At 72.0% G+C, this 13,115-nt stretch carries 11 protein-coding genes and 1 tRNA gene; 8 read left to right on the forward strand and 4 right to left on the reverse strand.

Annotated features, from left to right (window positions below):
* Positions 1-72: 72 nt before the first annotated feature.
* From OG741_RS15150 to OG741_RS15180, 7 genes are all read left to right on the forward strand, one after another.
* On the forward strand, positions 73-951 hold the full coding sequence (locus OG741_RS15150; protein WP_405598020.1) for a phosphatase PAP2 family protein: 879 nt from the start codon (positions 73-75) through the stop codon (positions 949-951).
* Positions 881-2,002 carry a hypothetical protein gene (locus tag OG741_RS15155; RefSeq protein WP_405598023.1) on the forward strand — a complete coding sequence of 374 codons (1,122 nt, stop codon included), beginning with the start codon at positions 881-883 and terminating at the stop codon, positions 2,000-2,002. Before OG741_RS15150 ends, OG741_RS15155 begins: the two co-directional genes overlap by 71 nt.
* Complete coding sequence (locus OG741_RS15160; protein WP_405598025.1) at positions 1,993-3,579, forward strand: hypothetical protein; 1,587 nt, start codon at positions 1,993-1,995, stop codon at positions 3,577-3,579. Before OG741_RS15155 ends, OG741_RS15160 begins: the two co-directional genes overlap by 10 nt.
* Complete coding sequence (locus tag OG741_RS15165) at positions 3,576-4,913, forward strand: AAA domain-containing protein (RefSeq protein ID WP_405598028.1); 1,338 nt, start codon at positions 3,576-3,578, stop codon at positions 4,911-4,913. The genes OG741_RS15160 and OG741_RS15165 overlap by 4 nt, the downstream gene beginning before the upstream one ends.
* 282 nt (positions 4,914-5,195) lie before the next feature.
* Positions 5,196-5,537, forward strand: a complete 342-nt coding sequence (locus tag OG741_RS15170) for a hypothetical protein (protein WP_405598030.1) — start codon at positions 5,196-5,198, stop codon at positions 5,535-5,537.
* A 125-nt stretch (positions 5,538-5,662) separates the two neighbouring features.
* Positions 5,663-6,319, forward strand: coding sequence for a bifunctional DNA primase/polymerase (locus tag OG741_RS15175; protein ID WP_405598032.1), 657 nt, complete (start codon positions 5,663-5,665; stop codon positions 6,317-6,319).
* Positions 6,310-6,383: transfer RNA gene (locus OG741_RS15180), tRNA-Lys, on the forward strand. Before OG741_RS15175 ends, OG741_RS15180 begins: the two co-directional genes overlap by 10 nt.
* A gap of 300 nt (positions 6,384-6,683) precedes the next feature.
* Here OG741_RS15180 and OG741_RS15185 read toward each other — a convergent pair.
* Positions 6,684-7,940, reverse strand: a complete 1,257-nt coding sequence (locus tag OG741_RS15185; RefSeq protein WP_405598035.1) for a M6 family metalloprotease domain-containing protein — start codon at positions 7,938-7,940, stop codon at positions 6,684-6,686.
* A gap of 353 nt (positions 7,941-8,293) precedes the next feature.
* Here OG741_RS15185 and OG741_RS15190 point away from each other — a divergent pair, with 353 nt between their 5' ends.
* Positions 8,294-10,102: a putative bifunctional diguanylate cyclase/phosphodiesterase gene (locus OG741_RS15190; RefSeq protein WP_405598038.1), complete on the forward strand. Its 1,809-nt coding sequence runs from the start codon at positions 8,294-8,296 to the stop codon at positions 10,100-10,102.
* A gap of 254 nt (positions 10,103-10,356) precedes the next feature.
* Here OG741_RS15190 and OG741_RS15195 read toward each other — a convergent pair whose 3' ends face one another.
* From OG741_RS15195 to OG741_RS15205, 3 genes are all read right to left on the reverse strand, one after another.
* Complete coding sequence (locus OG741_RS15195) at positions 10,357-11,430, reverse strand: LLM class flavin-dependent oxidoreductase (protein ID WP_405598040.1); 1,074 nt, start codon at positions 11,428-11,430, stop codon at positions 10,357-10,359.
* Between the two features lie 61 nt (positions 11,431-11,491).
* Complete coding sequence (locus tag OG741_RS15200) at positions 11,492-12,247, reverse strand: decarboxylase (protein WP_405598041.1); 756 nt, start codon at positions 12,245-12,247, stop codon at positions 11,492-11,494.
* Positions 12,244-13,077, reverse strand: a complete 834-nt coding sequence (locus tag OG741_RS15205; protein WP_405598043.1) for a decarboxylase — start codon at positions 13,075-13,077, stop codon at positions 12,244-12,246. Before OG741_RS15205 ends, OG741_RS15200 begins: the two co-directional genes overlap by 4 nt.
* Positions 13,078-13,115: the final 38 nt, after the last annotated feature.

The raw sequence follows: 13,115 nt of genomic DNA on the forward strand, positions 1-13,115 counted from the left end.
CACTTTCTCGTACGCCGTACGGTTGAGCGGTTGGCCGATGGCCGCCTGAACACAAACTGGAGAAACGTTCGGATGTCGTACCCCGCGACCCGCCATCGGCCCCGCTGGTGGACCGAACTCACGCTGCTCGCCGTGGTCTACGCCGCCTACTCGGCCGGCCGGCTGCTCGCGCGCGGCGATGTGAACACCGCGGTCGACCACGGCATGGCGATACTCCGGGCCGAGAAGGCACTCCTCCTCAACGCCGAACACCCGCTCAACCGCCTCTTCACCGACACCCCCGCGCTCGGCATACCCGCCGACTTCGCGTACGCCTCGCTGCACTACCTGGTCACCCCCATCATCCTGGTCTGGCTCTTCCGCCGTCGCCCCGCCCGCTACAGGGCCGCCCGCACCTGGCTGATGCTCTCCACGCTTCTCGGCCTCGTCGGCTTCACGCTTGTTCCCACCTGTCCGCCGCGGCTCCTCGACGCGGGCCAGGGCTTCGTCGACACAATGGCGCAGTACAGCTCGTACGGCTGGTGGGGCGGCCAGGCGAGCGCCCCGCGCGGCATGGGCGCGATGACCAACCAGTACGCCGCGATGCCGAGTCTGCACGTCGGCTGGGCGCTGTGGTGCGGCGTGATGCTGTGGCGCCACGGGCGTACGCCGCTGATGAAGGCACTCGGTGTCGCCTACCCGCTGCTCACCACGCTCGTCGTGATGGGCACGGCCAACCACTACTTCCTCGACGCGGTCGCCGGATGCGCCGTGATGGGCGTCGGCGCCCTGCTGACCAGGCCCGCGCTGCGTCTCGCCGACCGTGTGCGCACCCGCCTCGCGACCGCCCCTTCCGGCTCGCAGTCCCCGATTGTCAGTGCCGGATGCGAGACTTCCGCGGGTGAGCGAATCCCTGGACAGCGGACCACCTCCGCAGGCGCCGACGACAGCACTACGGCAGCGGCTCGCTGAGCTGCGCGGTCCCGCCGCCCAGCCCCATCCGCTCGACGCCCGCGCGCTGGCCGCCCTCGCGGCCAACCCCGGCTGCAAGCGGCGCGCGCTGCTGGACGGTGCCGGGGTGGACAAGGCGGCGCTCGCCTCCGCGCTGGGATCCCCGGCGGCGTTCGGCCAGTCCCAGTTCGCTTTCATGCGCGGCAACGCCTTCGAGGCGAAGGTCAAGGCCGACGGCGGCAAGGAGCTGACGCGGCTCCTCGGTGTGGACACCCCGGCCGAGGTCCGGGTGCCCGAGCTGTCGGCCGCCGGACCCGAGGGCCGGGCCGCGCGCACGGCTCTCGCGTTGCGCGAGGCGACCGCCGCGAAGGCCTGGACACTGCTCGATCACCCCATGCTGGCGCTGGAGGTCGCGGGCTCCCCCGCCTATCTGGAGCCGGACGCGGTGGTCGTCCACCCCGACGGGACGTGGACGGTCGTCGAGATCAAGTCCTTCCCGATGATCGACGCCTCGGCGGACGCGGCGAAGGTGGGCGCGGCCGCGCGCCAGGCCGCGGTGTACGTACTGGCGCTGGAGCGGGTCGCGGCGGTGACGGACGGGGCGCGGGTGGCTCATTCGGTCCTGCTGGTCTGTCCCAAGGACTTCTCCAATCTGCCGACCGCGTCCGTCGTCGACGTACGCAAGCAGCTGTCGGTCACCCGGCGTCAACTGGCCAGGCTGACCCGGATCGAGGACATCGCCGCGGCCCTGCCCGAGGGCACGACCTTCGATGTGGAGCGCGCGGCCGAAGAGCTGACGGCAGCGGTCGAGTCGGTGTCGGCCGCGTACGCCCCCGAGTGCCTGGCCGCCTGCGAGCTGGCTTTCCACTGCCGCGACCGGGCCCGCGACGCCGGTGTGGTGGAGGCGCTGGGGCGCGGGGTGCGCGGCGAACTCGGCGGTCTTACGACCATCGGCGACGTCCTGGCCGCGGCCCGTGGCACGGCGGGCGATCCGGACGACCCTGCGGTCGCCGCCCTGCGCCGGGCCGCCGCTCTGCGGGCCGAAGCACTGGAGGCGGCCGCATGTCGCTGATCTCCACCCTCGCCCGGCTGGAGGCCGTGGAGTCGGGACGGGCCGCTGCGCTCGCGACGGTGCGCCACCGGCATCTGTCCGAGCGCCCGCTGGTTCTCGTACCGCTGACGACGGCCGGTGAGGCGGGGGCACCTCTGGGCGCGCTGGTCGGCACCGACGAGCAGGAGCCGCGGCTGCTGGTCGTGGCACAGCCGCGCGACCGCGATCTGCGCTTCGCCTTTCTCGCCGAGCTCGCCGACGCCGTACTGCCGCACCTGGACGCGTACGCCGACGACGTGGAGCCCGCCGAGCGCAGCGAGAGCGATCCCGAGACCGGAAAGCGGGTCAAGGTCGAGGTCGAACTGTGCGCGGACGCGCCGCAGTTGATCGTGCCGGGCCGTGCGGGCATCGACTTCGTAAGACTCCTGGGCCGCTCGATGCGCTTTCGGCGTACCGCGGAGCAGGACCCCGACGCGCCCCATCCCGCGCCGCCGCGCGTCCCGCTGCTCGGCCGCTGGCTGACGCACTACGGCGAGCGGGCCCGGGTGCCCGGCTCGTCGCTGCTGCTCGCCGCGACCGATCTGCTGGGGCGGCACTGGGCGACCGGTCAGTCCTCGCTGGAGGACCAGCACCTGGGAGCGCTGCTCGCCTGGATCGACCCCCCGGATGGCGAGTCGGGCGCGGAGGCGGCGCTGCGGGCGGAGCTCGCCCGGGACGCCCGGGGCCAGCTGCTGTGCCCGCCCGCCGGTCCGGCCACCGACCCAGCCTTCGACAACAGACTGCTGGCTCCTGCGGTCGAGCGGTACGACCGGGCACGCCAGGCGCTCGGCGCGGCCGAGGACGGCGCCGAGGCGGATGCCCGGCTCGGTGAACTCACCCTCGCCGAGCGGGAGATCCGCCGCCTTGTGCTGACCCAGCTGAAGCCCACCTGGCACGCCGTGTGTCGCAGCCTGGAGCTGCTGCGCGCGCTGCCAGAAGGGCCCCGGGCGGCCGACCGCTGGACCCGGGACCGGTGGTCGTTCACCGCGCACCGCGACCGCGTCCGCGCGGGCGAGCCGCCGCAGCCACGACGCGACGACGCGGTGACGGCCGCGCAGAAGCTGGCCTCCCGCGAGACGGCCCAGGCTCAGCTGGAGGCGCAGGAGGCGCTGGACGACCCGCTGGTGCTGGCCGGGCGCAGGCTGGCGGGCGAGGCGTTCCTGGGCGAGGTGACCGAGGTCGTGATGGCCTGGTCCGATTCGAAGCGGCCGAGTCCCCGCCCGCTGCTCACGGTCCGTACGGACGACCGGCCGCATCTGGGCGAGCGGGCGAAGGTGTACCGCTCGCTGGGCGGCAAGCCGCAGACGGCCGAGTTCGTACGCCACGAGGCGGACGGGACGCTGGTGCTGCGGCTCACGGACCGGATGGGCCGTTCCAGGGACCCCGCGGAAGGCTCCGTACCGGACAAGGGCGAGCGGATCGCCTGGACCCTGTTCGAGCACGACCAGCGGGGCGGCCCGAAGCTGCCGGACCCGGAGGAGACCCCGTGGACGCACGGCGGGCCCCCGGGCACGGCCGCGGAGAGCCCGGACCCGGTGACTGCGGAGGACATCCTGTGAGTGGGCACGCCTTCGACCCGGCCGCCGAGGCCGCGCGGGCAACCGGCGCGATCCTCGCCGACACACTGGACGGCGCCCACCGCGGCATCGTCGTGGACTCGCCGCCCGGCGCGGGCAAGTCCACACTCGTCGTGAACGCCGCGCGTGAACTGGCCGCTGCCGGGCGGCCGTTGATGGTCATCGCACAGACCAACGCCCAGGTGGACGACCTGGTCCTGCGGCTCGCCGAGAAGGAGCCCGAGCTGCCGGTCGGGCGGCTGCACAGCAATGACTCCGACCCGTACGACAAGGCGCTCGACGAACTGGACAACGTCCGCAAGTCCGCGAAGGCGGGTGACCTCGCGGGCCTGGAGATCGTCATCTCGACCGCCGCGAAGTGGGCGCATGTCCAGGGCGTCGAGCCCTGGCGGCACGCCATCGTCGACGAGGCCTACCAGATGCGCTCCGACGCGCTGCTCGCCGTCGCCGGGCTCTTCGAGCGTGCCCTGTTCGTGGGCGACCCGGGTCAGCTGGACCCGTTCTCGATCGTCGGCGCGGACCAGTGGGCCGGGCTCTCGTACGACCCGTCCGCGAGCGCGGTCTCCACGCTGCTCGCCCACAATCCGGAGCTGCCGCAGCACCGGCTGCCGGTGTCCTGGCGGCTCCCGGCGTCGGCCGCGCCGCTGGTCTCGGACGCGTTCTATCCGTACACGCCCTTCCGCAGCGGCACGGGCGAGTCGGAGCGGCGGCTGGCCTTCGGGGTGGCGTCGGACGGTTCGGGCCCCGACCGGGTGCTGGACGAGGCGGCCGAGTCGGGCTGGGGCCTGCTGGAGCTGCCCGCCCGGCACACGCCCCGTACGGACCCGGAGGCGGTACGGGCCGTGGCCCTGGTCGTCCGCCGGCTGCTGGACCGCGGCGGCGCGGCCGTCTCCGAGCGCTCCCCGGACCCGGTCCCGGTGACCGCCGACCGGATCGCGGTCGGCACGGCCCACCGCGACCAGGCGGCGGCGGTACGGGCGGCGCTGGCGGAAGTGGGCGTCGCGGATGTCACGGTGGACACGGCGAACCGTCTTCAGGGCCGGGAGTTCGATGTCACGGTCGTGCTGCACCCGCTGTCGGGCCGACCGGACGCGACGGCGTTCCACCTGGAGACGGGCAGGCTGTGCGTGCTGGCGTCGCGCCACCGGCACGCGTGCATCGTGGTGTGTCGCGCGGGCGTGAGCGACCTCCTGGACGAACATCCCTCGACGGAGCCGGTCCAGCTGGGCGTCACGGTCAAGTTCCCGGACGGCTGGGAGGCGATGCAGTCCACATGGGACCACTGGTCGAACCACCGCGTCACCTGGCGCCCGTGAGCCCCGCGGCAGCGGACGGCTTGGGCCCCCGAACGCCGGACGGAGTCCGGCACGCCGCCGGAGGCGGCCAATGGATACAGCCCCCGATGGCTGGGAGGCCAACCACACGGTCCTCGCTCACCTGGCGGAACACCGGGTGAGCTGGGCTCCGTAGGCGGCCTTGCGCGGGCCGCGACAATAGAAGACGGCCATGGGCAGAGAGCGGCCGGGGAACAGATCAGAGAACAAGGTCAATGGGGGGCGGCCGGGACGGGGCCGAACCTGTGCGAGGAGGAGAACCACATGGCGCAACCCGAGCGGAGCGAGCGCAAGCTGCGACCGGCACCGCTGCTCTTCGAGCCGTCGGAGGCCGCCGCCGACCCCGAGCACTTCTTCGACCTGGAGTCGATCGAGGACCCCCGGGAGCTGCTGGCCCGGGCGACCGAGCTGACGCTCGCCTTCCGGGCGGCCACCGACCGCGCGGTGGAGTTCCAGGCCCTCGCGGCGGCCCAGCTCGCCGACCCCGGCCGTTTCGACCGGCTGACCCCCGCGGACATCGCCGAGCGGGCGGAGTGGACGCCCGACTATGCCAAGAAGATGATCGAGTTCGGCCGCGAGCTGCAGCGCGGCGGGTCCCAGCAGTAAGGCGTGCCCCGGGAACATCCCACCCGGCATATGCCGGTGCGCAAGATACTCCTACCCGCCCCGCCCTGTCCCCGTTTCCGGCAACTCTCAGAAACGGAACGGTCACTCCGGGTAGATCTTGTTTTATGAGCGCATGGCTGCGAGATGACTCCCTGCTGAACCCCGGTGCCGGTGACGACGAGCGCCGGACCGACATCTTCGCCTTCCTGAGGGAGGAGGGCGGACACCACTCCGCCCATGTCACACCCCCTGGCGGCAGCTGGCTCACCTCCGCCGGCGCCCATCCGCGCTCGATGCTCGCACTCTGGGAGACCCGCCCGACCGCCCCCGCCGTACTCCCCTGCGGCTCGGTCTTCGACGTCGTGAACGTGCCCGCGATCTTCGGCCGCCGGATGCTCGACCGGCTGTGGGAGGAGGGGCCAGGCTCCGGCCCGGTCGCCATGCACCGCGGCCGGATGCTGCTCTTCACCGCCCCCGGCACCGCCCAGCGGCTGCCGTCCCTGCTCGACTGGGAGGAGTGGGGCGAAGCCGTACCGCCGATGTTCTGCCACGGCATCGGCGACGCCGTGACCGTACCGCCGCTGACCCAGGACCACAGGGCATCCGGACCGCGCTGGCTCGTGGCTCCCGACACCCGGCACCCCTGGCTGCCGGGGCCCGAGGTGGTGCTCTGGGCATGCGTGCGCGCGGCCCGCGCGGCCTCCTCGCCGAGCGTCCGAGTATCGATTTTTCCTCCCGCCGATCAGGATGCTAAGGTCTACGACGTCAGCAGGCGCCGCTAGCTCAGTTGGTTAGAGCAGCTGACTCTTAATCAGCGGGTCCGGGGTTCGAGTCCCTGGCGGCGCACAGACGGAAAGAGCCCCTCGCGGAAGCGGGGGGCTTTTTCGTGCGCCCGGGAAGCCGCCGGAGTCGCGGGGCCCCGCGGCTAGGTCCTGTCCGGTCGATCAGGCCGGATCAGGGAGCGGGGTCTGGCGTGGTGCATCGCAAGGCGGAGGATGGGGGTCCCCCCGCCGAAGGCAGGGGGCGAGCCCACGCGGAGCGTAGGCGACTACGACAACGGTGGGGGTACCTCCCGTGCCCGAAGGGCTACGGGGGAGAGGTGCCGTGCCAGGGCACGCGAGCCCGGCAAGATCGGCCGGCCAGGGCCTAGACCGTCGAGATCCGGACCGTCCACGCGCCGGCGCGCGTGCGGTCCGCCACCTCCACCCGCGTCCGCTCCCCCGGCGCCCCCGGCATCGTGAACGTCTCACCGACCCCCAGCGGCGCGTCCGCGAGCGGCGGGTACACCGACTCGTCCCAGCACGCCTCCGTCTCCGGATGGGTGTCGACAACCTCGACCGGGCCGCCGCCCGAGTCCGCGTCGGACTGGACGCGGTAGATCAGCACGCCCTCCGTGCAGGTCGTCTCGTCATTGCCCGTCGCGCTGCGCGCCTCGACCGCGAGCGCCGTGTCCTCGCCGGTCCGTACGACCGCGAGCCGGGTGCCGAGGCTCGCACCGGGCGCGGGCGCGGCGGAGATCGGCTCCAGCGTGATCAGCCCAGCCCTGGTGACGCACCGCACGGCCTGCCGGTCCAGCCAGCCAAGCTTCCACTTGTGCCAGCCGAAGAGGTCCGGCGACAGCCCGAACTGGCTGCCCATCACATCCCAGTCGCCGACATACGTGTCCCAGTCACCCTGTCCGTCCACCGGCCGGTGGTAGAGATCCGGCAGATCGAAGACGTGCCCGGTCTCGTGGGCCAGCACATTGCGGTCGGGCGGATGGTGTTCGAAGACGGTGACGACTCGGCCGATGTCGGTGCCGTCGGCGTGCAGCGGCTGGTCGAGGTTGACGACCTTCGTCGCGTCGGAGTCCACGCCGGGCGCGTCCGGGTCGGCGACCAGATAGACGATGTCGTAGCGCGAGAAGTCCACGTCCGCGTCGGCGGCGTCGAGCGCGTCGCCCAGATAGGCGCTGCGCTGCTCGGACCGCCAGTCCCGTCGTATCCCGTACTCCGTCGAGGCCTTCGGCATCGTCACCCACTGGTGCTGCGGATCGGCCCGCAGCGAGAACCTGCCGTAGGAGGCGCGCGTGAAGAACGTGCTGGTGGCCGGGAAGTGGTCGGCGGCGAGCTCTTCCGGCGCGTTCACCGGCACATGGTCCGGGAACGACACGAAGATCACGACCGCGTTCAGGGTCCGGGCCGGGCGCGGATACGCGGCGTTCCAGGTGTCCACGCCCAGGGAGTGGTGCGCCGCGGTGCGGGGAAGGGCGCAGGGGCCCGACGTGGTGGATGCCACCGCGGGGCCCGCGACCAGGGATGTGGCGGCGAGCGCCATGAGGGAGGTGAGCGCGGCGGCGGCACTGCGCAGACGTACGCGTTCCACTCCCTCGGGTGTTCCCTCGGATGACTGCTGACCCTCCACGTGGACCTCCGGCTACGGAATGCGCGACACCTCAACCACCTTGTGCTTGTTTGCGGTGGTACGCCCTGTTCCGCTGCCCCACCCGGGTGACCGACCCGACACCGGCTCGACACCGACCCGAGACCCGGCGACACTCCGATGGCTCACAGAACGTCACATTCGGTCAGAACGGGATCGGGCCCGGCCAGGACCTGTGCAGAAAGGATCGGCCGAAGGCGTGGAGGGGACTGCTCGCGGGCCTCGTCGCTGGAACGGCCCAGGCGCGTGGCTCTATGATCGGCTCACTTTCCCGACCTCTTCCCGACCACATCTGTACGACCCTGGACGACACAACTGCACTGCGGGAGCGAGCGGTGAGCGGAACCTCCGAAGGAACAGGGCCCGCGGGAGTCGCAGTCCCCGGGAATGTCCGGCCGTCGGTCACACAGCGTCACAGCGTCGGCGCGGCGGAACAGCGTGACCACTGGGCCGCGTTCAACGCCGCCCATCTCGCGATGGCGGTCGTCGACAACGAGGGCCTCGTCGTCACAGCGAACACGGCACTCGCCACGCTGCTCGGCACCGAACCCGTGACCCTGCGGGAACAGTTCGCCGCGGATCTCGTGGACCTGGCGTCGGACCGCCGCACCTGGCACGCGTACCGCGAAGTGCTGCGCGGCCGACGGTCCCGCTTCCGCTGTACGCGCCGCCTCAAGCACCCCGACGGGCACGCGCTGTGGGCCGAGGTGACGGTGGCGCCCGTGCCCGACAGCCGCAATGTGCTGCTGTCCATCACGGACATCAGCGACCGCCGCGAACTCCAGGCCCGGCTGCGCCATCTCCAGATGCACGACGCCGTGACGCGGCTGCCCAACCGCACACTGTTCTTCGAGCGGCTGTCGGCGGCGCTCGAATCATCGGCGTACGACCACGGCTCGACCGGGCGGATCGGCCTCTGCTATCTCGACCTCGACGGCTTCAAGGCGGTCAACGACACGCTCGGGCACCGGGTCGGCGACCGGCTCCTCGCGGCGGTCGCCGCGCGGCTGACCGAGTGCGCGGACAGCGACGGGTATACGCGCAGCGGCGGGCACTTGGTGGCGCGGCTGGGCGGCGACGAGTTCGCGATCCTGGTCGAGGACTCCACCGGTACGGAACAACTCGCCGATCTGGCGCGGTGCGTACTGGCCGCATTACAGCAGCCGTTCGACCTGGCGGGGCAGCGGCTCTCGGTCTCGGCGTCGATCGGCGTGGTCGAACGGTCGGTCTCGGGGACCACGGCCACCGGCCTGATGCAGGCCGCGGACACCACGCTCTACTGGGCGAAGGCGGACGGCAAGGCCCGCTGGACCCTCTTCGACCCCGAGCGCAACGCGCACCGGATGACCCGTCAGGCGCTCTCGTCGACACTGCGGCCGGCGGTGGAGCGCGGGGAGTTCACGCTGGAGTACCAGCCACTGGTGGGGATGGCGGACGGGGTCACGCGGGGCGTCGAGGCGCTTGTGCGATGGAATCATCCGCAGTTCGGCACGCTGGCGCCGAATCGGTTCATCGGAATTGCTGAAGAGGACGGCTCGATCGTCCAGCTCGGGCGGTGGGTCCTGCGTACGGCGTGCCGCCAGGCCCACCAGTGGCAACAGGAACACCCCGAGGCACCGCCGCTGTTCGTGAGCGTCAACGTCGCCGTGCGGCAGGTCTGGGACTCCGACCTGGTCACCGACGTGGCGGGGATCCTGGCCGAGACGGGACTCGCGCCGCATCTGCTGCAGCTGGAGCTCACCGAATCGGCGGTGATGGGCTCGGCGGGCCGCCCGCTCCAGGCGCTGCAGGCGCTGAGCGACATGGGCGTACGGATCGCGATCGACGACTTCGGGACGGGCTACTCGAACCTGGCGTACCTGAGCCGGCTGCCGGTATCCGTACTGAAGCTCGACGGATCGTTTGTCCGCGGCTTCCAGGACGAGGCGCACCCGAACCCGGCGGACGAGACGATCGTCGAGGCGATGGTCCAACTGGCGCACCGGCTGGGGCTGACGGTCACGGCGGAATGCGTGGAGACGGCGGGGCAGGCGTCGCGGCTGCGGCGGATCGGGTGCGATACGGGGCAGGGGTGGCTGTATTCGCGGGCGGTGACGCCGGAGCGGATTGCGGAGCTGATCGGGGCGGCGGCGCTGTCGGTTTGAGCGGGGGGGGGTGGTGCGGGCGGGGCGGTGCGCCTGCGGCGGGGCTTTTCCCCGACCCGCCCTCCCCCAGACTCCGTCCGGGGGGACCCCCCTCCGCGTATGCGACCTTCGGCCGCATGTCCTCAAACGCCGGACGGGCTGAATACTCAGCCCCGTGGGGGTCCCCCCGGACGAAGTCTGGGGGAGTTTGAGGCGCGGGGTCCGGGGCGGAGCCCCGGCGGGGTTCGGGGGCAGCGCCCCCGGGCTCAGGCGGTTCAGGAATGAACCGCTCCACGCGGCAGATCGTAGGCGTCCGCGATCAGTTCGTACGAGCGCAGCCGCGCGTCGGCGCCGTGCGCGTTGGTCGTGATCATCAACTCGTCTGCGCCCGTGCGCTTCTGGAGGTCGTCCAGGCCTGTGCGTACCGCGTCCGGCGTGCCGTGAATGACGTTCATCAGCCAGCTGTCCACGAACTCCCGCTCCATGGGGCTGAATTCGTACGCAGCCGCCTCGTCGGGCGTCGGGATCAGACCGGGGCGGCCGGTGCGCAGCCGGACCATGGAGAGCGCACCCGTCAGGACCTGGCGGCGGGCCTCCTTCTCGTCGTCCGAGGCGAGCGCGGAGACGCCGATCAGGGCGTACGGGGCATCCAGCACCGCGGACGGCCGGAAGGATTCGCGGTACAGGTCGAGCGCCGGGACCGTGTTCTGGGCCGAGAAGTGGTGGGCGAAGGCGAAGGGCAGTCCGAGCACTCCGGCCAGCCGGGCGCTGAAGCCGGAGGAGCCGAGCAGCCAGATCGGCGGTCGGGCGGAGGGGCCCTGCACTGGCCCGGGGACGGCATGGATGCGGGCGTACGGATGGCCGTCGGGGAAGTCGTCGTCCAGGAAGCGGGTGAGTTCGGCGAGTTGCTGCGGGAATTCGTCCGCGCCCTCGTTCAGCCGCTCGGTACGGCGCAGTGCCGCCGCGGTCGCGCCGTCCGTGCCGGGTGCCCGGCCGAGGCCCAGATCGACACGGCCCGGCGCGAGGGCCTCCAGGGTGCCGAACTGCTCGGCGATCACCAGCGGCGCGTGGTTCGGGAGCATCACGCCGCCCGAGCCGAGGCGGATCCGCTCGGTGTGGGCGGCGAGATGGGCGAGGATCACGGCCGGGGAGGACGAGGCGACGCCCGGCATGGAGTGGTGCTCGGCGACCCAGTGGCGGTGGAAGCCGCGGCTCTCGGCGAGTCGGGAGATGTCCACGCTGGTGCGCAGCGCGTCGCTCGCGGTACGGCCGACGCCGACGGTCACCAGGTCCAGTACCGACAGCGGTACGGGTGCGGTGCCGATCGCCGTGCCTCGAATGTCGTCCACCGGTGGGTCCTCCTGCGCATGAAGACGGGTACAGCGCAGTCAAACAGGAGGGCCTCTCCGCTTATTCCGGGTGCCCGGACTGTTCGGGGGGCTCGAACTCCTTCTCAAAGAGCTTGCCGAGCTTCGGGCCATACACCCACGCCCTGCGCTCCGCCAGCCGCAGCCCTTCCCACACGGTCACCTGGTTCGCCGTGAGCACCGGCTTGCCCACGGCCTGCTCCAGGTCCGCGAGATACGCCGCCGTGTGCAGGGCGGTGTCCGGCAGCAGGACGACCTCGGCGTCGGGGTGGTCCCCCGCGCGCGCCAGCTCCAGTACCTCGTCCCGGCCCCAGGTGCCCACCTCGGCCGCCGTCACGATCCCGCTCGCCCGGTCGGCCACGACCTCGGCCCCGGACGCCTTGAGGAAGGCCGTGAACAGGGCCGTGATGTCCTCCGGATAGGTCGCGGCGACCGCGACGCGCTGAGCGCCCAGCTCGCGCAGGGCGTGCGCGAAGCCGAAGGACGTGCTCGACGCGGGCATCCCCGCCGCCAGGGCGAGCGAGCGGATCTGCTCGTGCGCGCCCTCCCAGCCGTACACGAAGCTCCCGCTGGTGCACGCCCACACCACCGACTCCGCACCCTCCAGCCGCAGCTGCTCCACCCGCGCCGCGAGCCGGTCCGCCGCGCCCATCCTCAGCAGCGCGTCGACGCGGTGCGCGTCCTCGCCGATGTCGGTGTGGACGACGGGCAGTCTGATGTCGCTGTCGAGCAGCACCTCAAGCCGGGGGTAGTCGTCCTCGGCGGAGTGGCCGGGGTAGAGGAGTCCGACCGTGGTCATGTCCAGCCTTCCTGGTCTTCGGGCCCGGCGGGCTGAGCCGGCTGAGCGGGCTCTGCGGGCGGCGCCTGGGGTGCGGGCGGCACCTCCGCCCGCGCATCCGGCTGAAGCAGCAGGCCCTGATAGGGACCTACCGCGTGCACCCCGATCCGGCGCAGCGCCGACCACATCGTCACCTGGTTCGCGGAGAGCACCGGCATCCTCAGTTCGGCCTCCAGCTGCGGGATCGCGTCGTACGTCGGCAGATTGGTGCAGCTGATGAAGAGCGCGTCGGCCGCGCCCACCACCGCTTGGCGCGCCATGTCCACCACCGACCTGTACGGCACCTTCCAGATGTGCCGGGTCAGTCCGAGAAAAGCGCGTCCGGTGACGGTTGCCCCGGCTTCGCCGAGATACTCCTCCAGCGCCTCGGTGACCGATTCCGTGTACGGCGTGACCAGGGCGATACGGCCGGCGCCCAGCTCGTCGAGTGCTTCGAGCAGGGCGCCGGAGGTGGTCAGCGAGGGCACCTCCCCTTCGGCGGTCATCGCCTCGCACATGGCCCGCTCACCGGCGAGACCGCCGACGAAACTCCCCGATGTGCAGGCGTACGCGACCACCTCGGGCTCGGATGCGCTCAGCGCCCGTACCGCGTCGCGCAGTGTCTCGTGCTCGCTCACCAGGCGCGCGAGATCGAGGGAGACCTCGACGGGCACGTAGGGCGTACGGGTGAGCCGCAGAGAGACATCGTCGGGGACCCAGCGCCACAGCTCACGGTCCAGCGCGAAGTCGAATGGGGCGACCACGCCGACGCCGTGCTGAGGCTGTGGTCCGCCGAGAAAGGAGACATCCATAGCAGGCCCCCTTATGGCCCTGACCCGTTGTTGACGAC

It is taken from the genome of Streptomyces sp. NBC_01410, assembly GCF_045040195.1.
Classification (GTDB): Bacteria; Actinomycetota; Actinomycetes; order Streptomycetales; family Streptomycetaceae; genus Streptomyces.